The organism is Variovorax sp. H27-G14 (assembly GCF_046156345.1).
Taxonomy (GTDB): domain Bacteria; phylum Pseudomonadota; class Gammaproteobacteria; order Burkholderiales; family Burkholderiaceae_C; genus Variovorax.
This window is the reverse complement of record NZ_JAYLVN010000001.1, coordinates 592941-613089: the sequence shown is the minus strand read 5'-3', so window position 1 is coordinate 613089 and position 20149 is coordinate 592941. Positions and strand designations below refer to the sequence as shown.

The window sequence follows — 20149 nt, the reverse complement described above, 5'->3', positions numbered from 1 at the left end:
TACACCTGCCGCAATTCGCGGCGGTTAGGGTCGAAGTCAATTGCTACAGCTATTCAGAGGAATTCAAATTGAAATTGCGTCATTGGCTATTGATCAGCCTCCTGTGCTCCGCCAACGCGTGGGCCGGCGGGCTTGAAAGCCTCGAAACCTTCGTGAAGACCGTCAAGTCGGGCCGCGCCGACTTCACCCAGACCGTGACTGCCCCGTCGCGCGAAGGGCAGCCCGGCCGCACCAAGACCTCGACCGGCACCTTCGAATTTCAGCGCCCCGGCAAGTTCAAGTTCGACTACCAGAAGCCCTTTGCGCAAAGCATCGTGGCCGACGGCAAGACGCTGTGGCTGTACGACGCCGACCTGAACCAGGTCACGCAGCGCACGCAGGCGCAGGCGCTGGGCTCCACGCCTGCCGCGCTGATTGCCGCGGCGCCCGATCTGCGCGCCCTGCAGGCCGATTTCACGCTGGACGCCGCGCCCGAGCGCGACGGGCTGCAGTGGGTCAAGGCCACGCCGAAGAACAAGGACGGCCAATTGCAAAGCGTGCAGGTCGGCTTCCAGGGCGACGCGCTGGCGGCGCTCGAAATTCTCGACAGCTTCGGCCAGCGCTCGGTGCTCAAGTTCAGCAAGGTCGAAGTGAACCCGTCGATGCCGGCGAGCGTGTTCGAATTCAAGGCGCCCGCCGGCGCCGATGTCGTGAAGCAATAGTCGAAGAGCGCAACCCCAAAGCAACCGACCCGTCCGTTTGGCCTCTACCGCCCACCAACCCCTCGCCGAACGCCTGCGCCCCAAGACGCTGGGCGAAGTGATCGGCCAGCAGCATCTGCTGGGCCCGGGCATGTCGCTGCGCATCGCCTTCGAGTCGGGGCAGCCGCATTCCTGCATCCTCTGGGGGCCGCCGGGCACCGGCAAGACGACGATTGCGCGGCTCATGGCCGACTCGTTCGACGCGCAGTTCCTCAGCATCAGCGCGGTGCTCGGCGGCGTGAAGGACATCCGCGAAGCGGTCGATCGCGCCACCTCTGCGCGCGACGGCCTGGAGCAGCGGCGCACCATCGTCTTCGTGGACGAGGTGCACCGCTTCAACAAGAGCCAGCAGGACGCCTTTCTGCCGCACGTGGAATCGGGCCTGTTCACCTTCATCGGCGCAACCACCGAGAACCCGTCGTTCGAAGTCAACTCCGCGTTGCTGTCGCGCGCCGCGGTGTATGTGTTGCAGTCGCTCAACGAAGACGACCTCAAGCAGATCGTGGTGCGCGCACAGGTCATCCAGGCCGTGCCCGGCATCGAGGCCCCGGCGGTCGACCGCCTCGTGGCCTATGCCGACGGCGATGCGCGCCGCCTGCTCAACACGCTCGAAACCCTCGCCGTTGCCGCGCACGCCGAGAAGCTGGACAACATCGCCGACGAGTGGCTGCTGCGTGTGCTAGGTGAGCGCATGCGCCGCTACGACAAGGGCGGTGAGCAGTTCTACGACACCATCAGCGCGCTGCACAAGTCGGTGCGCGGCAGCGACCCCGACGCCGCGCTCTATTGGTTCGTTCGCATGCTCGACGGCGGCGCCGACCCGCGCTACATGGCGCGCCGGCTGGTGCGCATGGCCAGCGAAGACATCGGCCTGGCCGACCCGCGTGCGCTGCGCCTGGCGCTCGATGCCGCCGAGGTCTATGAGCGGCTGGGTACCCCTGAAGGGGAATTGGCGCTGGCCGAATGCGTGGTGTACCTGGCGATCGCGCCCAAGTCGAACGCCGTCTACAAGGCCTACAACGCGGTGCGCGCGCTGATCAAGAAGGACAGCACGCGCCCGGTGCCGATGCACCTGCGCAACGCACCCACCAAGCTCATGAAGGAGCTCGACTACGGCAAGGGCTACCGCTATGCGCACGACGAGGAGGGCGGTTTCGCCGCCGGCGAGCGCTACCTTCCCGACGGGCTGGAAGGCCAGGTTTTCTATGAACCCGTGGACCGCGGACTCGAGATTCGCATCGGCGAGAAGCTGCGCGAACTGCGCAAGCTGAACGCGCAAGGCAACGACTGATACTGACTTGCAACATGCCCGCAAAGCGTGCATGACCCCACGCCCATACAGCATGGGCTGAGCGGGTAAACCCCGGTCAACGCGCACCAAATCGGCGCCGGGCCATGACTACAATCCCGCCCACTAATCCGCCAGCGACACATGTTGGCTGGTTTTTTGCTTGTCATGCCAAGGGCGCCAAACCGGTGCCTCGGTGGATGAATGGCACCCCCGCAAACGGTGCAACACATAGGAAAACGCGATATGGACATTTTGCTGCAGCAGATCATCAACGGTCTGGTTCTCGGCAGCATGTATGCCTTGATAGCCTTGGGCTACACCATGGTGTACGGCATCATCAACCTGATCAACTTTGCACACGGAGAGGTATTGATGGTGGGGGCTCTGACGAGCTGGACCATCATCGGGCTCATGAAGGAAGGCATGCCCAACACACCGGGCTGGATCGTTCTGATCATTGCGCTGATCATTGCCTGCATCGTTGCGGCAACCCTGAATTTCGTGATCGAGAAGGTGGCCTACCGGCCGCTGCGCAACAGCCCCAAGCTCGCGCCGCTCATCACCGCCATCGGCATGTCGATCCTGCTGCAGACGCTGGCCATGATCATCTGGAAGCCGACCAACAAGGCCTACCCCAACCTGCTGCCCACCGACCCCATTCATGTGGCCGGCGCGGTGATTTCGCCCACGCAGGTGATGATCCTGAGCGTCACGGCGTTCTCGCTGGTGGTGCTCATGTGGCTGGTGAACTACACCAAGCTCGGCCGCGCGATGCGCGCCACGGCGGAGAACCCGCGCGTTGCCGCGCTGATGGGCATTCGCCCCGACATGGTGATCTCGGCCACCTTCATCATCGGCGCCGTGCTCGCGGCCATTGCCGGTGTGATGTATGCGTCGAACTACGGCATCGCGCAACACGCGATGGGCTTCCTGCCCGGCCTGAAGGCCTTCACGGCGGCCGTGTTCGGCGGCATCGGCAACCTGGCCGGCGCGGTGGTCGGCGGCATCCTGCTGGGGCTCATCGAGGCCATCGGCTCGGGCTACATCGGCACCATCACCGGTGGCGTGCTGGGCTCCAACTACAGCGACATCTTCGCGTTCATCGTGCTGATCGTCATGCTCACCCTGCGACCGTCGGGCCTGCTCGGCGAACGCGTGGCGGACCGCGCCTAAGGAGCAGCGAATCATGAAGAACAGCAAGAACCTCGCTCTCTACGTCATTGGCGCAATCGCCGTGCTCGCGCTGCCGCTGCTGCTGCAACTGCAGGGCAATGCCTGGGTGCGCATCGCCGACATCGCACTGCTCTACGTGCTGCTGGCCCTGGGCCTGAACATCGTGGTCGGCTATGCCGGTCTGCTCGACCTGGGCTACGTGGCCTTCTTCGCGGTGGGGGCCTACCTCTATGCGCTGATGGGCTCGTCGCACCTGACCGAAACCTTCCCCTGGTTCGCGCAGATGTTCCCGAACGGGCTGCACACGTCGCTGCTGATCGTGGTGCCGCTGGCGCTGGTGGTGGCGGGCTGTCTGGGCGTGCTGCTCGGCGCGCCCACGCTCAAGCTGCGCGGCGACTACCTGGCCATCGTGACGCTCGGGTTCGGCGAAATCATTCGCGTGTTCCTGAACAACCTGGACCAGCCCGTCAACATCACCAACGGTCCGAAGGGCATCACGGCCATCGACTCCATCAAGTTCTGGGGCCTGGACCTGGGCAAGGCATGGAAGTTCGACGGCTTCACGGTGTCTTCGGTGTCGCTGTACTACTACCTGTTCCTGGCGCTGGTGATCGCCACCGTGATCATTTCGCACCGCCTGCAGAAGTCGCGCATCGGGCGCGCCTGGATGGCCATTCGCGAAGACGAAATCGCGGCCAAGGCCATGGGTATCAACACCCGCAACATGAAGCTGCTGGCATTCGGTATGGGCGCGAGCTTTGGCGGCGTGTCGGGGTCGATGTTCGCGGCCTTCCAGGGCTTCGTGTCGCCCGAGTCCTTCAGCCTGATGGAGTCGGTGATGATTGTCGCGATGGTCGTGCTCGGCGGCATCGGCCACCTGCCCGGCGTCATTCTGGGTGCGGTGCTGCTGGCCGCGCTGCCCGAAGTGCTGCGCTACGTGGCCGGCCCGCTGCAGTCGCTCACCGGCGGTCGTCTCGACTCGTCCATCCTGCGCCAGCTCTTCATTGCGCTGGCCATGATCATCATCATGCTGGTGCGCCCGCGCGGCCTGTGGCCGTCACCGGAGCACGGCAAGACGCTGACCAAGAAAGGCGGCGTGCCCGTCGATCCGGCCCACGCGGCCGTGGCCCCCGGCTCGCTGCAAACACATGCGCCGGGCATCGACACGCCGGCCGACCAGTTGCCGGGTGCCGCTTCGCGTCCCATGTCGATCAATCCGTGAACGCCGAAGGACCCATCCACATGACGACGACAACGGACACCATCCTCGACGTGCGCGGCATCTCCAAGCGCTTTGGCGGCTTGCAGGCGCTCTCCGACGTGGGCATCACCATCAAGCGCGGCCAGGTCTACGGACTGATTGGCCCCAACGGCGCGGGCAAGACCACGTTCTTCAACGTGATCACCGGCCTTTACACGCCCGACAGCGGCACCTTCGAGCTGGCCGGCAAGCCCTACCAGCCGACGGCCGTGCACGAAGTGGCCAAGGCCGGCATTGCGCGCACCTTCCAGAACATTCGCCTGTTCGCCGAAATGACGGCGCTCGAAAACGTGATGGTCGGGCGGCACATTCGCACGAGCTCGGGCGTATTCGGCGCCATGCTGCGCACCGGCAGCTTCAAGGCCGAAGAAAAAGCCATTGCCGATCGCGCGCACGAACTGCTCGACTACGTGGGCATCGGCAAGTTCGCCGACTACAAGGCGCGCACGCTGTCGTACGGCGACCAGCGCCGCCTGGAAATTGCGCGCGCTCTGGCGACCGACCCGCAGCTCATTGCGCTGGACGAGCCCGCCGCGGGCATGAATCTGACCGAGAAGGTCGCGTTGCGAGAGCTGATCGACCGCATCCGCCGCGACAACCGCACCATCCTGATCATCGAACACGACGTCAAGCTCATCATGGGCCTGTGCGACCGCGTCACCGTGCTGGACTACGGCAAGCAGATTGCCGAAGGCACGCCCTCGGACGTGCAGAAGAACGAGAAGGTGATCGAGGCTTACCTCGGCACCGGAGGCCACTGACATGAGCACCGCAACCATGAGCGAACAAGAAACCATGTCGAACGCCGCGCAGGCCAAGGCGACCGGCAAGACGCTGTTGAAAGTCAGCGGCCTGAAGGTGGGCTACGGCGGCATCCAGGCCGTGAAGGGCGTGGACTTCGAGGTGCGCGAGGGCGAGCTGGTCTCGCTGATCGGCTCCAACGGCGCTGGCAAGACCACCACCATGAAGGCCATCACCGGCACGCTGCCGGCCGGGGCGGGCCACATCGAGTTCATGGGCCGCAGCATCAAGGGCCGCGGCGCCTGGGACCTGGTGGGCGAGGGCCTGGTGATGGTGCCGGAAGGCCGTGGCGTGTTCACGCGCATGACCATCACCGAGAACCTGCAGATCGGCGCCTACATCCGCAAGGACAAGGCCGAGATTGCCAAGGACATGGAGCGCGTGTTCGTCACGTTCCCGCGCCTGCGCGAGCGCAAGGACCAGCTGGCCGGCACCATGTCGGGCGGCGAGCAGCAGATGCTGGCCATGGGCCGCGCGCTGATGGCGCGCCCCAAGGTGCTACTGCTGGACGAGCCCACCATGGGCCTGTCACCCATCATGTGCGACAAGATCTTCGAGGTGGTGCAGACCGTGGCGTCGCAGGGCGTGACCATCCTGCTGGTGGAGCAGAACGCCAACCGCGCGCTGCAGCTGGCCGATCGCGGCTACGTGATGGAGTCGGGCCTGATCACCATGAACGGTGAAGCCAAGGCCCTGCTGAGCGACCCGCGCGTGCGCGCCGCCTACCTGGGCGAATAGTCAGTCGACCTTAGCGCCGGTGGACTTGACCACCGCTTCGTACTTGGAGAGCTCGCTCTTCATGAACGCACCGAACTGCTCCGGCGAGCTGGCCACCGGCTCCGCCAGCAGGCCGGCGAAGCGGGTCTTCGTTTCCGGCGCGTTCAGCGCGGCCACGAACGCCTGGTTGAGCTTCACGACCACGTCGTGCGGCGTGCCGGCCGGTGCCACCAGGCCCCACCATGTGTCGATCGAGAAGCCTTTGAGCGTGTCCGCGATGGGCGGCACGTCGGGCAGGGCGCTGCTGCGCTGCAGCGTGGTGACGGCAATGGCCTTCAGCTTGCCCGAGCGTATGTTCGGCGCGGCCGTGGCAAGGTTGTCGAAGTTGAAGTCGACCTGGCCCGAGATCAGCGCCAGCTGCGCCGGGCTGCCGCCGTTGTACGGAATGTGCAGCGCGAAGATGCCCGCTTCCTTCTTGAACAGCTCGCCCGCCAGGTGCCCGGCGCTGCCGTTGCCGCCGCTGCCGTAGTTGAGCTTGGCGGGGTTGGCCTTGGCATAGCGGATGAGGTCGGCCACGGTGTTGATGTTCAGGCGCCTGGCCGTGTCGGCGTTCATCACCAGCACGTTGGGCACGCGCACCATCTGCGTGATGGGTGCGAAGTCGGTCGCGGCGTTGAACGGGATCTTGCTGTACAGCCAGGGGTTCACCGCGTTGGTGGCGGTGGCCGCAATGCCGATCGTCAGGCCGTCGGCGGGCGCCTTGGCCACGATGTCGGCACCGATGTTGCCGCCCGCGCCGGGCTTGTTGTCGATGATGACCGGGCCCAGCGTGTCCTTCACGCGCTCGGCCAGGATGCGCGCGGTGTTGTCGATCGGGCCGCCCGCCGCGTAGGGCACCACCAGGCGAATGGGGCGCTGTTGCTGGGCGACGGCATGGCCGCTGCCCATGAGGGCGGTGGCGCTGGCAAGCAGGGTCAGGAGAAAGTGTCTCGTCTTCATTGTTGTTGGCAGGGTCTCGGGAAATTCAGGGAACGGCCTTGTCGGCTTCCGTGGTGAAAGCGTCGGCAAAGAACTCTTCTTCGGGCAGGCCCGCCAGCGCCATGTAGTCGCGCTTGGCCGAGTCGACCACGATGGGGGCGCCGCAGGCATACACCTGGTGGCCCGACAGGTCGGCAAAGTCTTCCAGCACGGCCTGATGGACGAAGCCGGTGCGCCCGGTCCAGTTGTCCTGCGGCGTGGCATTGGAAATGACGGGCACGTAGCGCAGGTGGGGCATGTGCGCCATCTGTTCGCGCAGCCAGGCGTCCATGTACAGGTCTTCCGGGCGGCGCCCGCCCCAGTAGAGCGTCACGGGCCGCGCGATGGCCTTGAACTGCATGTGCTCCAGCAGCGCCTTGATTGGTGCGAAGCCCGTGCCGGAGGCCAGCAGAACCATTGGCTTGTCGGAGTCCTCGCGCAGGAAGAAGCTGCCGAACGGGCCTTCGATGCGAAGAATTTCCTTCTCCTTCATCGTGCCGAACACATGGTCGGTGAACTTGCCGCCGGGCAGGTGGCGCAGGTGCAGCTCGATGCCCGTGCCCGGCACGCCCAGGGTGTGCGGCGCGTTGGCCATCGAATAGCTGCGGCGCGCGCCGTCGCGCAGGATGAACTCCACGTACTGCCCCGCATGAAACTGCAGCGGCTCGCCGGCCGGCAGTTGCAGGCGCACCATCATCACGTCGTGCGACAGGCGCGTGAGGCCCTGCACCCGCACCGGCATCTTGCGGATCGGCATGGCCCCGGCCTCGGTGACCTGGCGCGACTCCAGCACCACGTCGCTTGTGGCGTGGGCGCAGCAGGTCAGCACGAAGCCGGCAAGCTGCTCTTCGGCGCTCAGGGCCTTGCTCTGGTGCGGGCCCAGGGTGACCTCGCCCGAGAGCTTGCGGCACTTGCAGGAGCCGCAGGCTCCGTCCTTGCAGCCATAGGGCAGGCCGATGCCTTGCCGGATGCCGGCCGCGAGGATGGTTTCGTCGCCGTGGACCACGAAATGGCGGCCGCTGGGTTCGACGGTGATGGAAAAGCCCGCGTCGTGCGGCGCTGTAGCGGTCATCGGTATTCTTCTGGGGGTAAAAACTCGTCCCGGCCTGCGTGCAGTGCCGGGATCAACTGAATTCGGACAGGAACCAAGATTTTGCCTTCAATCAATAGCCCCTCCGGCGCCCTGCCGGCGCGGTTCCGCCGCGAGCGCCTTCTGATCGTCGGTTGCGGTGACGTCGGCCAGCGCGTGGCACGCGACCTGCGCGGGCGCATGCAGCTGGTGGCGCTCACGTCGTCGGCCGACCGGGTCGAGGGGCTGCGCAGCGCGGGCATCCGCCCCCTGGTAGGCAACCTGGACGATGCAGCCACCCTGCGCCGACTGGCGGGCATCGCCACGCGGGTGCTGCACCTGGCGCCCCCGGCACGCGACGGCGGCACCGCCTGGTGGCGCGACCAGCGCACCACCGCGCTGGCGCGTGCCTTGCGGCTGCGCTCGGTGCCCTCGAGCTTCGTCTACGGCTCGACCAGCGGCGTGTATGGCAACTGCGAGGGGGCCAGGGTGAGCGAAACCCGTGGCGTGCGGCCCGACACTCCGCGCGCCCACCGCCGCGTGGACGCCGAGCGCGCCGTGCGTTGGCTGGGCCGCAGCGCGGGCGTGCGCGCGAGCATCCTGCGCATTCCGGGCATCTACGCGCCCGACCGCGAGAACGGCACGCCGCGTGCTCGCCTGGAGCGTGGCACGCCGGTGCTGCGGCGCGAGGACGACGTGTACACCAACCACATCCACGCCGACGACCTGGCGCGCGCCTGCGTGGCGGCGCTGTTCCGCGGCAAGCCGCAGCGCATCGTGCATGCCTCGGACGACACCGAGCTGCGCATGGGCGACTACATCGACCTGGCCGCCGACCTGTACGGCATGCCACGCCCGCCACGCGTGGCGCGCGGCGAGGCCGAGCGGCAGTTGCCGGTGCAGCTGTTGAGTTTCATGGGGGAGTCGCGCCTGCTGGACAACACGAGGCTGAAGCGCGAATTGCGCGTGCGCCTGGCGTATCCGACGGTGCACACAGGCCTGATCGGCCGAATCAGCCCGATCGGCCGAATCGGCCCGATAGAGCAAGCCTGACGAAGGAAAGGCTGGCTCCCTTCCAGAGATACCGCGGAACCGGCTCCGCCGGTCCGCAGGTATCGCCCCCGGAAGGGGGAAGGCGAAGCGACACGAAGTGCGCGAAGCCTGGGGGAGAGCCAAATGTGGTGCCGGGGCCGGAATCGCAGATCGGGCTGCAGGCCGCATAAATGCTGGGTTTTTGGAATTGTGAGTCTGCAAGTACCGACAAAGGTACCGACAAATGTCAAAGCGTCCCACGTGTTGCGGAGATGCCGCGTGCCGGTCTCCCTGATGGACAGCTTCCGATCGGCGACACGGCAGATCGTTTGTGTGGCTCTACCCCTGTCTTTGCCTGGCGCATCAGTTCGTCATTCTCCGGTGGGCCAGTCTCAGTGGCTCACTTCACTACTGTTGATGCGATTTGTTGCGTCGAAGTCTGCTTGCACCTCGCTGGGAACCGCATTCTTTTTGGGTACCTTTTCGCGCGGAAACCACGCTCAGTTGGTCAAAATGTAACAATATTGGGCCGTGAACTTGTTGGCGGCGTCCCACATCTGATGAGGGAATATACCCACGAAATGGCCGCTTTCTCCAGCTAAAGTGCAGTTGCGCCGAGCAGGAGTGCTGCAATGCACAATATAATTTAGGAGTTGGACTTGCCCCGAGTCTGTAACAGGAGCGCATCATGATGATCGACAACATTTTGAGTCTGAGGACAGATCCGAAGCTACTCGAAGCTGCTCGGTCGGCCTCCAAAAAGCTCAATCCTCAGGAGATTCTTGAGCAAAAGATCTCATTTGTCTTTGGCTCAATGGGTCGAGACTCGAACATGACAAAAGAGCAGGTTCGTCGATCCATCCTTGAACAAGGCGGCAGCCTTACCTCGAAGTGATACTGCACCTGATAGCCGGTGGGACGGAAAATCATCCGGTCTATCAGGAACTGCAGATCTCGAACAACGAGCGCCAGTACGAGTTTCTTCGCTCGGCAGTCACGGCAGGTATAGAGGTTCGCAAGACCTTCCTGTCAACCCACGTCATCAAAGCGTTGAACTATCACGCGATTGTGTGTCTACACACGAACGCGGGTGAGTTTCGCCCGTGTGAAGTCACCGTAGGCAAACATACCCCGCCTCCCGCCTATTTGGTGGGCGCGTTGATGGATGACTTCGTAAACAGCGTGAATCGAGACTGGGAGAACGCGGACCCGGTTGCACTTGCTGCATATGTGCTCTGGCGCCTCAACCACATTCACCCGTTTATCAATGGAAATGGTCGGACGGCGCGCGCGGCCTGTTACTTTGTCCTGTGTCTGAAGCTCGGTGTCTTGCTCCCCGGAACCAGAATATTGCCCGAGTTGATTAGCAGGGACCGAGACGACTATGTGGTTGCGCTTCGAGCGGCCGATCAAGGGGATATGGCCCCCCTTCACGCGGTCTTGATTAGATTGCTGGAGGAGCAAATCGCGAGTGCTGAACCTCCACCAGCACCCCCACCACGCCGGATTAATCGGCGCCTGCTGAACGCCCGTTTAAACACGAAAAGCAGCAATCACTAGGCCACCTTTCTGCCGCCGTGCTTACGGTCGGCAGTGGCTCATCCGCCGGGCTGCCGTGTCACCAATAGCAGATGCCATTGATGCGGCCGGCGCGCTTCAGGGCGGTAAGCTGTTGCCATGGCGGTTCGCTCTCTCAGCTCTGCATCGGTCGTGCGGCACGAGCACCGCGGCTGGACGCTTTACATCCGCTGGCATCACTCGTTCTGGGGAGCCGCAGAAGGCTGGGTGTGCAAGGCCATCCCTCCGAGCGGCACGGTGCGCGATGCGCTTAGCATCGGCCGCCATAGAACAAGCGCGGATGCGGTCTCGTCCGGCACGGCCTGGATCGATCGCAACATCAGCACTTCAGAGCGGAAGCGAAGTCGGAAATAAACCTGGAGCCGACAGCTCCTCGCCGCGCACTAGGATGCGCGCCATAGCTCGAACGACTACAGCAGCGCCCACTCATACAGTTCCGCCTCGTCAGGTGGAAGCCATTCGACCAGCGGCTACACGAAGAGCAACGGCACCTACGTTGCCCCCAGCCATGCGACCAACCCGAACGGCACGAAGTCGGACAACTGATCGCCGAAGGGCAACACGAACCCGTATACCGGCAAGGAAGGCACTAAGCCTTCCAACTAGAGCGCGCGTGCGCGCTCAGCTACGGCCGCTGAGGTCGCGCGCCGGGCCTGCCGGCTACGTTCGTCTGAGCCGATTCACAAGCCGTTCGGAGGCTGCGATCTCAGCAACGTGTTGCGGGTCTTGGTCGATGTAGTAGGTGCGCCCGATCTTGAGCGGCGGCGGAATGATCCGCCCCTCACGGACCCAAAGCCGCAAAGTGCGCTCGGCTGAAGGAGGAAAAAATGTAGCGCTGCCCAGGCAGTGAGGCGAATCTTCGACTTTATTCCCTACAGCCACCGTTTCGACGCAGGGATATCTGCGCTCAATTGACAGGAGCCAAACCGCTGAGGAAGGCGCTCAAAGAGAGAGCAACAGTTCGCGGCGAGCCTCCCCCGACATCGCGCTCACCTTCAAGACGATTTGAGCAAGAACATCGTCGTCGCAATAGAGGTAAGCGAGTGGCACATCGAGAGCAAGCGCCAGCTGTCTGGCAGTCGCAATTGGAGGCTCATGAATGCCGGTTTCGTAGCGACTCATCCGCGCACTGCTACTGGACTCGTCCAACCCGATCATGACCCCCAGCCGATCCTGGGGAAGGGCGAGCCGCTCTCGGGCTTCACGCAGGCGGGCACCAAAGATTGACTTTGGAGCACGAGAGGCACGCGGAGACATTCTTCGATATTCGAAGAATACAGATACAATTTCTCTACGAAAAACGTAGATGAAGGCGGTATGAAAGTCAGCAATGCATCCAGCCACTTGCACGTAGCTACTCACTGCGGCCGTGCAGTCCTATTCGTGCTGTTGATTGGGGCATCCTGGCCGACCCAAGCGGGAGGGCTTGGCGGAGCGGGTAGTGCTATGGATGGTTTCCAGCAAGGAGTGCGGGAAGCGCAAGGCAAAGGGCAACGCCAAGGGGAAGGGTTCGAAGATGCCTTCCGAACGGACATAAGCTCTGCCGGCAACGACTTGGCACGCTGCTCGTACCGAACCTACGCTGGGTTCGAATTTTCGATCAATGTACGAGGCGGTGGCTTCGATTGCCCAGTTTCGGTGCAAGTCAATCCGGAGACGATGCAAGTTCGCAAGTGAGAGCCTGCGCTCTAAACAAACAAAATGCGCGACTTAGGCGCGATCAGTTGACGAGGCAGTCATTGCACCGGGCATCAGTACGAAAACGGAGCTCAAGATGAACGAGATTTCGCAGCAAACGGCGTTGCCGTCCTGTCACCACACCGATGAACCTACAGGTGTTCCTTTTCCGAGGCGAAAGCATTTTTTCAGGGTAAGTCGCCACTCAACTACTGTCGCGAAGATCCGTGCGCACCTAGTGCGTACCTGCACTGTCGGCTTGCTTTTGCAAGCTTGTGTTCTTGCAACGCAAGCGCAGACCTCATCGCCGCAGTTAAACCGCCTCCTTCCGACGGACGAGGCGCAGAAGTTGAATGCCACTTTCAATCAAGATGGCCAAGCGGTCATAGTGAAGATTCAAAACTTCAGCGCTTTGGTCGTGACCGATATGAAAGTGTCATGTACGAAACAGGGAATCCGAAGGGTCCCAACTAAAGAGGATCCATACTTAGATCTTCCTGAACGAGTAAGAACGGAAGTTCGTACCATTCGATTGCTACCTGGCAAGGCGACGGAAGTCTATCTAGAAACAGCGGGGCAGATTGATTTTTGTGAAGTTTGGGAGGTTAGAGGACGCGCAAAGCACCTGTTCGAAGTCATGTAATGGCTCAATCGGTTCAGCTGCCAGTGACCAACCACTTCGTCTGATCAGCTAGAGACGGTTAGAGCTTTTTCGCGATGTCGGTCTCGCCTCCAGTGCGCAAATTTACATCCTGATCAAAGTCTCTTCACGCTCAAGCAGCGCCCATACCCGTTGAAGGCGTACCGCAACTGCCGTACGCCAGTACACACGAGCAGCTGCTCGACCTGCGTAGCGATGCCTGTGAATTGCCGAGCACAAACTGCTCCCACACCCAGACGATGCCGTCGGGGGCAACACTATGGCCGCCATTCGTGCCCCAGCATTAGCCTCGAAGACTTTAAGATTGTTGGCGTGTTTGCGTGGCAACCCTGTGGAAACCACCTTCCTGGAAACCTTGACACCCGTCTTTGCGTTACTCACCGCGGCGAGCGCCCACATATGCGCTCTACATGCGCTTGGCGAGCGCGCGCATGCAATACCTCGTGCACGGCGCTCAGTTGCGGGTTGGCCAGCTCGATAGCCGGCCTTTGCCGCCACCCAGTCGACATTCAACCGAACCGCCTTGTGCACAGACTCGGTCACACTGAGCCGTTCCGGCTGAGAAACCCACTGGGTTTTTGGCAATAACCGACCGAGTTTTTGCCTCCTGCGCCGAGTGCAGTGTAGTAGGCCGAAAGTCCTCCAAAATGAGCCATGCCGCGGTTGCACATTACCAACGGATGATTCGCCGCAGCTTGCTTGCTGATTCGCTTGAGGCCCGCACTGCACGTGTTCACGAACAGGCTGAATGCATCAGGTTCTGCGCCCTGGTCATGCTGTTGAGGTGCCATCGCCCGTGGCCGCACATGCTGCCGCCGTGCCAACGCTGCGCTGTAACCACGTTCGCTTGCCAAAGCTTCCTCGGTGCGCACTTTGGAGGACTACCGCGTTCTGGCGGAGCGATTTGGACCGGAATTGGCATGCGGCTGCGGAGGTATCTATGCTTGCGGTGCAATAGTCTTCCGACGGCTGCGTCGCAACCGGTCCGCAAGATTCTTTTGGCCGAATGAGCGCACTTGGCCCATGTTGTCCTTGTACCGAATGCTGCCGGCAAGGAGCTCCAAGAAGGGCTTTCCTCTATTTTCGGTCAATTTAATCATCGTGAGCCACTTCGTGGCCACCGTAGCGTCTTGCCCGCAACTAGCCTCGGCCTCCGCAATTACGGCGTTGATGATGTCGCTTCTCGGCTTTTTGGTCGAATGCACCGCCACTGCGGAATGCGCGTCGAGGCGCTCCTGAGATGCGGCTACGCGAGGTGAGGCTTGCGCTGTGGCTTGGTCGGTTTCGCGCAAGGTCTCAGCGCCGTCAATATTCGCTTTTACCGACTGGGGTGCAGCATTCCCCTCGGCTTCCTGTTCGGGCAGCGCCGGTTGCCGTGCAGCGACCCATTCGGCTAACCAGCTGTGACGCTTGAGTCCTTGCTCCATGGCGATGCCCAGCCATTTCCTCATCGTCCGCAACTGTCCGGCTATCTCAGCGCCTTCAAAGCTCCGAAGCATCATCTTGAAATCGCGGCCCGAGGGTTCACCTGGGGTAGCCAGCTTCTCAGCACTATCCTTCGACTCGACATGTGGGTCGAGGCCGCAGAGCAACAGCGCTGCCTCAAGCGGCGTAATACTTGGTTGGTCCCACCAGTACGCGGCCTCGAGATATCCACCCCACCACGTTGCAGATGAAAATTCGCCGTCGGTTGTTGGCTCAATTTGCCCAGGCTCCGAGGCTGACAAAGCAGTTGAATCGGCTTCAGCTGCGGGCGCTAGTCTTCCAAACGCTGGGCTACGCTCGTCTTGTTCAGCTAGCACATCGGCGATTTCCTCGGGACGCATCGACTCCCGGTCTGTTGCCAACGGAATGGCGCGCACCGGGATTGCCTCCTGGCCTTCGATCTCAACAATGATCTTCACGTGCACCCCTTCGCGGCGCCCTTCAAGGGGAGCTTCGGCAAGCGGGTGAAGGACTCCCGCTCTTCGGTCCGTCGACCTAGCCGAGGCAAAAACGTGGCGCCCGTCAGCGCCAGCATGCATGGTGCCACGGTCAGGGTACGGCCGCCTCGACATCATCGAAAGTGCTCAACTTTTCCCGAAGGTGTGCATCCTTTTTTGTGAGCACCTTTGGTGTTTTATGAGCACCTCCAGGAAGGCTTCAGCACCAGCCGGTATCCATGCCGCCTTTCTTTCGGTAGACCGAGAGCGCATCGGCGGCCCGGCGCACGGTAGCCCAGGAATGCCCTGCGTCCTTGGCCTCGGCCTTTCGGCCTTGATGACGCCGGCCTCGCGCGTCCACGTCTCGAGGTCGACGTGCATGGCGGTGCTATCACCGCTATGCGCGCGCGCGTTAAAGCGCGCCGCGGCGGGCTAAGGCGCGCTAAGGCGCGCTAAGGCGCGCACACATTGGCAAGTTTCACTGCAAACAAGAGCATCCACTCCAACGCCAAAACACGGCGTCAACTTCTGGAGTGTTATCGATGGCAAAGCAATTTATGCGGGTCGCAGACATTGCGACAACCAAGGGCAGGCCCGGCCTCTTGCCGGTCTCTGCGGCAACAATTTGGAGATGGGCGGCGGATCCGAACAGCGATTTTCCAAAGCCGATCAGGATCACTGACGGCCTGACTGTGTGGGATCGCGAGTCGGTTGAGGCCTTCATCGAGAAGCGCGCCGCGCTGTCGCTGGCCTGAGGCGACACTGATGGACGCCACAAAGAAGAAAGCCGTGACGGTTGCCCCCGACACGGCCTCAAAGCGAATCAAACTGAGTCGCCAGTTTAGCGCCAAGCGCAGCCGCATGGAAGCGCTCCACGGCATCCACTGCCACATCCCCGACCTCTTCGGAGATCCGGCACCGCCGTATCAACGTCACTCGGCCACCAGCCGACGCGCCGCCGAGCGCATTGCACCGATGGCCCACACCAAGCGCGGCGAGGTGCTCGCGTTCCTGGCCTCTTGCGGCCCTAACGGCGCCACCGACGAAGAGATGCAGCGCCGCATGCCGATGCCGGCGAACACCCAGCGCCCGCGCCGCATCGAACTCGTCGCCGATGGCTTCGTGAAGTCGAGCGGTAAAACGCGCATCACGCGCTCGGGCGACTACGCAGTGGTGTGGGTGGCCTGCTAGGCTCGCGATGAGCAGGAAGAACAAGAAGCCGCTTGAGCCGGTAGAGCAGCACTACCGGACGCCGCTGGCGATTGCCAACAGCCCGGCCTGGCGCGCCTTGCACTATTCCGCGAAGGCGCTGTGGGGCGACATGCGCGCCACGCTGATGAGCTTCAACAACGGCGACATCAGCGCAGCGCTCTCCCAGCTCAAACATCGGGGCTGGACGAGTTCTACGACGCTCGCGAAGGCCTTGCGCCAGCTAGAGGCCGCAGGCTTCCTCCGAGCCACACGCCGCACCGTTGGCGTAGAGCATGGCTCGAAGGTCTGCAACTTGTACCGGTTCACTGACGTGCAAGTTTTCGACCAGCCAAAGAAGCACATCGCAGCGGAGAAGGCATCCCGAGATTGGGAGGCCTTCACCACCGTTCGCGATGCCGGGCGCGTTATTGAACAGGCGTCGGCTCCTGCGCCGATGGCACCGGAAAAGCTGGAAGCAAGAAAAAAAAGGGCGCTGCAGAAACTGCACCGTGACGCTGCAGAAACTGCATCGATAGCCAGTTTTGACGCTGCCGTTTCTGCAGTCAGGGGTCTTGTGCCCACTGCAGAAACTGCACCGATCACCGGGCCGCCGAAAGCTCGAATCACCAATCGTGACAAGGCCTTAGAGCATGCATGAGCGACCAGGCAAATGCACCAGACCAACTGCAGTTTCTGCACACCACTGCAGTAGTACCAACCCATAGAAGAAAGAAGAACATGGCCAACAAGCGAATCATTGAATCGACTGCCGCAATGACTGCGCTGGCTCAGATCGGCTTGAAGGCTGTCGAGCACCACGAGGCCGAGAGCGCCCCCCGTGCGCGCCTAGAAGATCTCCGCACGGCCTACCGCGATCACTCGCACGAGAGGGGCCTTGGCTTCATCGAGAAGCAGTCTCCCGCCTGGCCGGAGATGGAAGCCGCTTGCGTGACCGAGTACTGCGACCTGGTGGCGGCCAAGGCTGTCGTCTACAACTCCCCTCGCCGCTTCGCTACAGCCATTCGGCGCGCAGGAGTTTCGGCATGAACACCGAATTTCCCCAACTGAAGATCGAGCGTCTGGAGAGCGGCCTGGTCCGCCTCGAGGACTCCAGTTCTCTGGGCGGCTACACGCTCGACGTGCACCCGCTGCAGGTGCGACACATCGCCGAGGGCCTGGGGCTTGTCCGCGAGATGTCCGCATCCGATGCGGACACGCTGGCCGCGATGCGGCGGCAGCACACCGATGCAGTGCGCGTGGTGCTGACGCTCAAGCGGCGCATCCTGGCCTTGGGGCGGCGTATCAACCACCTCGGTGAGTGGCTGTGCACGCAGTCCGACAGCGAGCACGCGGACCTGAGCTACGAGATGGACTACGCGACCGCGACCGCCGTCATCTGCGAGGAGTTTTGCGCGGACCTCGATGACCTGGTGAGCGTCGCCAGCAACGACGTGGATGTGTCGCCGGTACTACGTGCTGCTGTTCCTGTGGCGTCCCCTGTCTGTCCCGCGGGACAAGCCTCAGGCACCGGTGCCGCACTGACTTCGGATAACCCAGCGGAAACCCAGCGGGTTGTGGGCAAGGCGTCGAAGAAGACCAGCGCGCTGGCCGGTGACCAGCGAGAGAAGTTGCCGGTATGACCGCGCTCAGCACCGCGCCCGGCGGCGAGCGATTGCGTCCGCGCCGCCCTCAGGCAGTCGAGGCGCTGCTCCACCTCACCTGCGTGATGTTCGCCATCGAAGCCGAGGTCCTTTCCCAACACCGCCCGGCCATCGGCCAAGCCTGATTTTTCAACCAACAGAGGCTGAACGCCACTCGATGCCCCGCCGCGCAAATGCTGGCGACCCTTTCCCCGGCGTTCTCGCGCGCACCAAGCGGCCGAGATTCAACAGCTTGCTGATGGAGGGGCTGTTCGCCATCCTGCGCAGCCGCCGGCCCCGCGCGCGCCGCGCGCCGGCGCCGCCCTGATCCTAGGCACCATGCCGCGATCGCACGCCAAGGCGAAGGACATTGAGCACGGCGGTGCGATCCGTGGGTCCGGCACGCCCACCAGCGACTCAGTGCCGATTCGGGCATCCAAGGACGAATTTATGCTGCCGGCCGACACTGCGGCGGCCGTCGGCAAACACAACCTGCAGGCGCTGGTCGATGCCACGCACGCCCCCACGAACCAGGCGCGCGAGAATATTGGCCGCATCGCGCGCGCCGATGGTGGCTTGATCGATGACCAGCCGGGCGCAGTCACCCGTGTGGGCAATTCGTACTCGGTCGGCAACGTGTCGGGCGGCATCGCGATCAGCGGCCAAGCCCCCGCCGGCACGGTGGGCACGGTCGAATCGTTCAAGGCGCCGCCTCCACCGGCGCAGCCGCCGGCCCTCGGCGCGGCTGCCTCCAGCACGCCGCTATTTCAAAAGCCGGCCGTGCCTGGTGCCGCGGCTGTTGCAACGCCCGCTCCTGCGCCAGCCGTGGCGCCGCCCTCACCGGCGCCGCCGGACTACGCCAACCGGAACGCGGCGTTCAACGCGGGCGCCGATGCGTGCACCGCAATGATGTCGCTGCCCGGCGTGCGCCGCTCAAACCTGTCGGCCGCGCCGGCGCCCGGGTCCTACGCTGCGGCTCTTGCCGCGCGCCCTGGGCAAAGCGTCGTGGGCTACGCGGATGGCGGTGAGATCGAAGACCCGCGAAAGTTGGAGCCCTCGCTGAGGTTCGCGTCTCCAGATGCTGCTGCGCAGGCGCTCCAAGGCATGACCGCATACGTCGGCTTCCGGGCGCACGACAACGAGGTGGCCGCGATCCTCGCTGAGATTCGCGCAGAGACATCGAAGGTGTGCAGCCCTTCCTGAGCGCCTCCGCAGGCCGAGGGCTCGGTGGGGTCGGCCTGCCGGTATCCAAAGCGGCGGTATCCAAGCGGTATCCACCAAAGTGAATGGTTAACAAGGCGCTGGTTAACGGGGCCTTAACACGCCAACGGGGCTCACAGGCCGGAATGCAATCCGAATGCAACGCTTCAATGCACCCCCCCAGACGCTGCCCGTCGCGATGGTTGGCCAAGGTGCTTTGCGACCGGAAAATTTCCGGTCGCAAAACGATGCACGCCGGCGTGCAACGCTGGTTACAGCAGCCATGGTTACAGCGTTGGTTACGCCGGAAGCGGTCGCGACGGCGCACCGGAAAAACCCAGGAAAGCCTGAATCTGCAATGCAAGAAAACCTGCAATCACCTGTAGTTGACGCCCTGCAAAACCCAGCATTGATGGAGCACCCCATGAAAGTCGACGCACCCGAGCAAATCACGGTCGCTGCTGGCTGGCTCGGCAGCACATTGCCCACCGGCTCCGAACTGGGCGCGAAGTCCGGCCCAACGCCCACCGCCGCCAAGCCTCCGGTGCGCCGCGGCGTCGGACCGTTGATCTACCAGACCATTGTTGATTTGGGCGAGAGCAACAAGGTCGCCACGCGTCAGGTGCTCATGGAGACGCTGGGCCTGACCTATGCCATCGTCGACGACCACGTGAAGCGGATGATCGAGGACGGCCGGGTCAGACGGGTGGTCGCTGGTGTTTTTGAGGCGGTGCCGCCCGCGGCCGAGGATCGCGCCGTCTCGATGACGTTCGTGCCCGGGGGCGGAGGCAAGCTCGAGGTTGGCGATACCTGCCTGGACCTCACGCTGCGCGAGCTGCGCATGGTCGGCTTGGCCACCGCAGGGGTGGTGTTGCAGTTCGGACGAGGAGGCTAGGCCATCAGCTCAGCCAGCGCGCCCACCACAGCCGCGCCCGCTGAGATCGTCGAGGGCGCGGGTGTTCAGGTCGCCGGCCGCGCGACCAAATCCCGAGCCGGCGCGCATCTCTGTCGCCAGGACATTCAATACCCGACTGGGCTTCCTTCGACGCTGCTGCGCATGGGGTTGTCAGTCGGGTGCTTGCAAGCCAAAGCCGCCATCGTTTTAATTTGGTGCCAGTGCCATTCGTCGGATGTGACGCCGAATGCAGAGGGATAACGGCTTCGGTGAGCGCCACGATC

The 20149-nt window shown here is 63.2% G+C and carries 23 protein-coding genes; 18 read left to right on the top strand and 5 right to left on the bottom strand.

Annotated features, from left to right (window positions below; all coding sequences use genetic code 11):
- Positions 1–68: 68 nt before the first annotated feature.
- The 6 genes from lolA (at position 69) to VLK31_RS02855 (ending at position 6004) form a co-directional block, all read left to right on the top strand.
- On the top strand, positions 69–701 hold the full coding sequence (gene lolA / locus VLK31_RS02880; protein ID WP_409166860.1) for an outer membrane lipoprotein chaperone LolA: 633 nt from the start codon (positions 69–71) through the stop codon (positions 699–701).
- A gap of 37 nt (positions 702–738) precedes the next feature.
- Positions 739–2031 carry a replication-associated recombination protein A gene (locus tag VLK31_RS02875; RefSeq protein WP_409166859.1) on the top strand — a complete coding sequence of 431 codons (1293 nt, stop codon included), beginning with the start codon at positions 739–741 and terminating at the stop codon, positions 2029–2031.
- Positions 2032–2274: 243 nt separating this feature from the next.
- Positions 2275–3204 (top strand): branched-chain amino acid ABC transporter permease, encoded by a 930-nt coding sequence (locus VLK31_RS02870; protein ID WP_409166858.1) that lies wholly within the window; start codon positions 2275–2277, stop codon positions 3202–3204.
- Between the two features lie 13 nt (positions 3205–3217).
- Positions 3218–4426: a branched-chain amino acid ABC transporter permease gene (locus tag VLK31_RS02865; RefSeq protein ID WP_409166857.1), complete on the top strand. Its 1209-nt coding sequence runs from the start codon at positions 3218–3220 to the stop codon at positions 4424–4426.
- A gap of 20 nt (positions 4427–4446) precedes the next feature.
- Positions 4447–5226, top strand: a complete 780-nt coding sequence (locus VLK31_RS02860; protein ID WP_409166856.1) for an ABC transporter ATP-binding protein — start codon at positions 4447–4449, stop codon at positions 5224–5226.
- A 34-nt stretch (positions 5227–5260) separates the two neighbouring features.
- Positions 5261–6004, top strand: coding sequence for an ABC transporter ATP-binding protein (locus VLK31_RS02855; RefSeq protein ID WP_409167353.1), 744 nt, complete (start codon positions 5261–5263; stop codon positions 6002–6004).
- Here the strand turns inward: VLK31_RS02855 and VLK31_RS02850 are convergent, their stop codons facing one another.
- Positions 6005–6982 carry a Bug family tripartite tricarboxylate transporter substrate binding protein gene (locus tag VLK31_RS02850; protein ID WP_409166855.1) on the bottom strand — a complete coding sequence of 326 codons (978 nt, stop codon included), beginning with the start codon at positions 6980–6982 and terminating at the stop codon, positions 6005–6007.
- Between the two features lie 25 nt (positions 6983–7007).
- On the bottom strand, positions 7008–8072 hold the full coding sequence (locus tag VLK31_RS02845; protein WP_409166854.1) for a CDP-6-deoxy-delta-3,4-glucoseen reductase: 1065 nt from the start codon (positions 8070–8072) through the stop codon (positions 7008–7010).
- Between the two features lie 81 nt (positions 8073–8153).
- Between VLK31_RS02845 and VLK31_RS02840 the strand changes: the two genes are divergently transcribed.
- The 3 genes from VLK31_RS02840 to VLK31_RS02830 all read left to right on the top strand — a co-directional run bounded on the left by VLK31_RS02840 (position 8154) and on the right by VLK31_RS02830 (position 10661).
- On the top strand, positions 8154–9122 hold the full coding sequence (locus tag VLK31_RS02840; protein WP_409166853.1) for an NAD-dependent epimerase/dehydratase family protein: 969 nt from the start codon (positions 8154–8156) through the stop codon (positions 9120–9122).
- 667 nt (positions 9123–9789) lie between these two features.
- A complete protein-coding gene (locus tag VLK31_RS02835; protein ID WP_409166852.1) occupies positions 9790–9996 on the top strand; it encodes a hypothetical protein in 207 nt (68 codons plus the stop codon).
- Positions 9993–10661 carry a Fic family protein gene (locus VLK31_RS02830; protein ID WP_409166851.1) on the top strand — a complete coding sequence of 223 codons (669 nt, stop codon included), beginning with the start codon at positions 9993–9995 and terminating at the stop codon, positions 10659–10661. The genes VLK31_RS02835 and VLK31_RS02830 overlap by 4 nt, the downstream gene beginning before the upstream one ends.
- A 678-nt stretch (positions 10662–11339) precedes the next feature.
- Here the strand turns inward: VLK31_RS02830 and VLK31_RS02825 are convergent.
- Together VLK31_RS02825 and VLK31_RS02820 are read right to left on the bottom strand one after the other, a co-directional pair.
- The gene (locus VLK31_RS02825; protein ID WP_409166850.1) at positions 11340–11561 is read right to left on the bottom strand and encodes an excisionase; all 222 of its coding nucleotides are present in this window, start codon (positions 11559–11561) and stop codon (positions 11340–11342) included.
- Positions 11562–11621: 60 nt separating this feature from the next.
- Positions 11622–11936 carry a helix-turn-helix domain-containing protein gene (locus VLK31_RS02820; RefSeq protein ID WP_409167352.1) on the bottom strand — a complete coding sequence of 105 codons (315 nt, stop codon included), beginning with the start codon at positions 11934–11936 and terminating at the stop codon, positions 11622–11624.
- 517 nt (positions 11937–12453) lie between these two features.
- On the opposite strand from VLK31_RS02820, the gene VLK31_RS02815 reads away from it, so the two are divergent.
- Positions 12454–12999 (top strand): hypothetical protein, encoded by a 546-nt coding sequence (locus VLK31_RS02815; protein ID WP_409166849.1) that lies wholly within the window; start codon positions 12454–12456, stop codon positions 12997–12999.
- Positions 13000–13955: 956 nt separating this feature from the next.
- Here VLK31_RS02815 and VLK31_RS02810 read toward each other — a convergent pair.
- Complete coding sequence (locus VLK31_RS02810; RefSeq protein WP_409166848.1) at positions 13956–14921, bottom strand: hypothetical protein; 966 nt, start codon at positions 14919–14921, stop codon at positions 13956–13958.
- A gap of 560 nt (positions 14922–15481) precedes the next feature.
- On the opposite strand from VLK31_RS02810, the gene VLK31_RS02805 reads away from it, so the two are divergent.
- The 8 genes from VLK31_RS02805 to VLK31_RS02770 all read left to right on the top strand — a co-directional run bounded on the left by VLK31_RS02805 (position 15482) and on the right by VLK31_RS02770 (position 19865).
- Positions 15482–15694 carry a helix-turn-helix transcriptional regulator gene (locus tag VLK31_RS02805; protein WP_409166847.1) on the top strand — a complete coding sequence of 71 codons (213 nt, stop codon included), beginning with the start codon at positions 15482–15484 and terminating at the stop codon, positions 15692–15694.
- A gap of 10 nt (positions 15695–15704) precedes the next feature.
- Complete coding sequence (locus VLK31_RS02800) at positions 15705–16130, top strand: hypothetical protein (RefSeq protein ID WP_409166846.1); 426 nt, start codon at positions 15705–15707, stop codon at positions 16128–16130.
- Between the two features lie 7 nt (positions 16131–16137).
- Positions 16138–16788, top strand: coding sequence for a hypothetical protein (locus tag VLK31_RS02795; RefSeq protein ID WP_409166845.1), 651 nt, complete (start codon positions 16138–16140; stop codon positions 16786–16788).
- Positions 16785–17177 carry a hypothetical protein gene (locus VLK31_RS02790; protein WP_409166844.1) on the top strand — a complete coding sequence of 131 codons (393 nt, stop codon included), beginning with the start codon at positions 16785–16787 and terminating at the stop codon, positions 17175–17177. Before VLK31_RS02795 ends, VLK31_RS02790 begins: the two co-directional genes overlap by 4 nt.
- Positions 17174–17770, top strand: a complete 597-nt coding sequence (locus VLK31_RS02785) for a hypothetical protein (protein WP_409166843.1) — start codon at positions 17174–17176, stop codon at positions 17768–17770. The genes VLK31_RS02790 and VLK31_RS02785 overlap by 4 nt, the downstream gene beginning before the upstream one ends.
- Positions 17767–17916 (top strand): hypothetical protein, encoded by a 150-nt coding sequence (locus VLK31_RS02780; RefSeq protein WP_409166842.1) that lies wholly within the window; start codon positions 17767–17769, stop codon positions 17914–17916. Before VLK31_RS02785 ends, VLK31_RS02780 begins: the two co-directional genes overlap by 4 nt.
- 193 nt (positions 17917–18109) lie before the next feature.
- The gene (locus VLK31_RS02775; protein ID WP_409166841.1) at positions 18110–18973 is read left to right on the top strand and encodes a hypothetical protein; all 864 of its coding nucleotides are present in this window, start codon (positions 18110–18112) and stop codon (positions 18971–18973) included.
- Between the two features lie 154 nt (positions 18974–19127).
- Positions 19128–19865 carry a hypothetical protein gene (locus tag VLK31_RS02770; protein ID WP_409166840.1) on the top strand — a complete coding sequence of 246 codons (738 nt, stop codon included), beginning with the start codon at positions 19128–19130 and terminating at the stop codon, positions 19863–19865.
- Positions 19866–20149 lie beyond the last annotated feature (284 nt).

Bases quoted from the DNA above. Each gene is read 5' to 3' on its own strand.
- VLK31_RS02780 (WP_409166842.1), top strand. From the start codon at position 17,767: ATGACCGCGCTCAGCACCGCGCCCGGCGGCGAGCGATTGCGTCCGCGC.
- VLK31_RS02865 (WP_409166857.1), top strand. From the start codon at position 3,218: ATGAAGAACAGCAAGAACCTCGCTCTCTACGTCATTGGCGCAATCGCC.
- VLK31_RS02790 (WP_409166844.1), top strand. From the start codon at position 16,785: ATGAGCGACCAGGCAAATGCACCAGACCAACTGCAGTTTCTGCACACC.
- VLK31_RS02770 (WP_409166840.1), top strand. From the start codon at position 19,128: ATGCAACGCTTCAATGCACCCCCCCAGACGCTGCCCGTCGCGATGGTT.
- VLK31_RS02820 (WP_409167352.1), bottom strand. From the start codon at position 11,936: ATGTCTCCGCGTGCCTCTCGTGCTCCAAAGTCAATCTTTGGTGCCCGC.
- VLK31_RS02845 (WP_409166854.1), bottom strand. From the start codon at position 8,072: ATGACCGCTACAGCGCCGCACGACGCGGGCTTTTCCATCACCGTCGAA.
- VLK31_RS02795 (WP_409166845.1), top strand. From the start codon at position 16,138: ATGAGCAGGAAGAACAAGAAGCCGCTTGAGCCGGTAGAGCAGCACTAC.
- VLK31_RS02870 (WP_409166858.1), top strand. From the start codon at position 2,275: ATGGACATTTTGCTGCAGCAGATCATCAACGGTCTGGTTCTCGGCAGC.
- VLK31_RS02855 (WP_409167353.1), top strand. From the start codon at position 5,261: ATGTCGAACGCCGCGCAGGCCAAGGCGACCGGCAAGACGCTGTTGAAA.
- VLK31_RS02800 (WP_409166846.1), top strand. From the start codon at position 15,705: ATGGACGCCACAAAGAAGAAAGCCGTGACGGTTGCCCCCGACACGGCC.
- VLK31_RS02815 (WP_409166849.1), top strand. From the start codon at position 12,454: ATGAACGAGATTTCGCAGCAAACGGCGTTGCCGTCCTGTCACCACACC.
- VLK31_RS02860 (WP_409166856.1), top strand. From the start codon at position 4,447: ATGACGACGACAACGGACACCATCCTCGACGTGCGCGGCATCTCCAAG.
- VLK31_RS02785 (WP_409166843.1), top strand. From the start codon at position 17,174: ATGAACACCGAATTTCCCCAACTGAAGATCGAGCGTCTGGAGAGCGGC.
- VLK31_RS02805 (WP_409166847.1), top strand. From the start codon at position 15,482: ATGGCAAAGCAATTTATGCGGGTCGCAGACATTGCGACAACCAAGGGC.
- VLK31_RS02775 (WP_409166841.1), top strand. From the start codon at position 18,110: ATGCCGCGATCGCACGCCAAGGCGAAGGACATTGAGCACGGCGGTGCG.
- VLK31_RS02850 (WP_409166855.1), bottom strand. From the start codon at position 6,982: ATGAAGACGAGACACTTTCTCCTGACCCTGCTTGCCAGCGCCACCGCC.
- VLK31_RS02835 (WP_409166852.1), top strand. From the start codon at position 9,790: ATGATGATCGACAACATTTTGAGTCTGAGGACAGATCCGAAGCTACTC.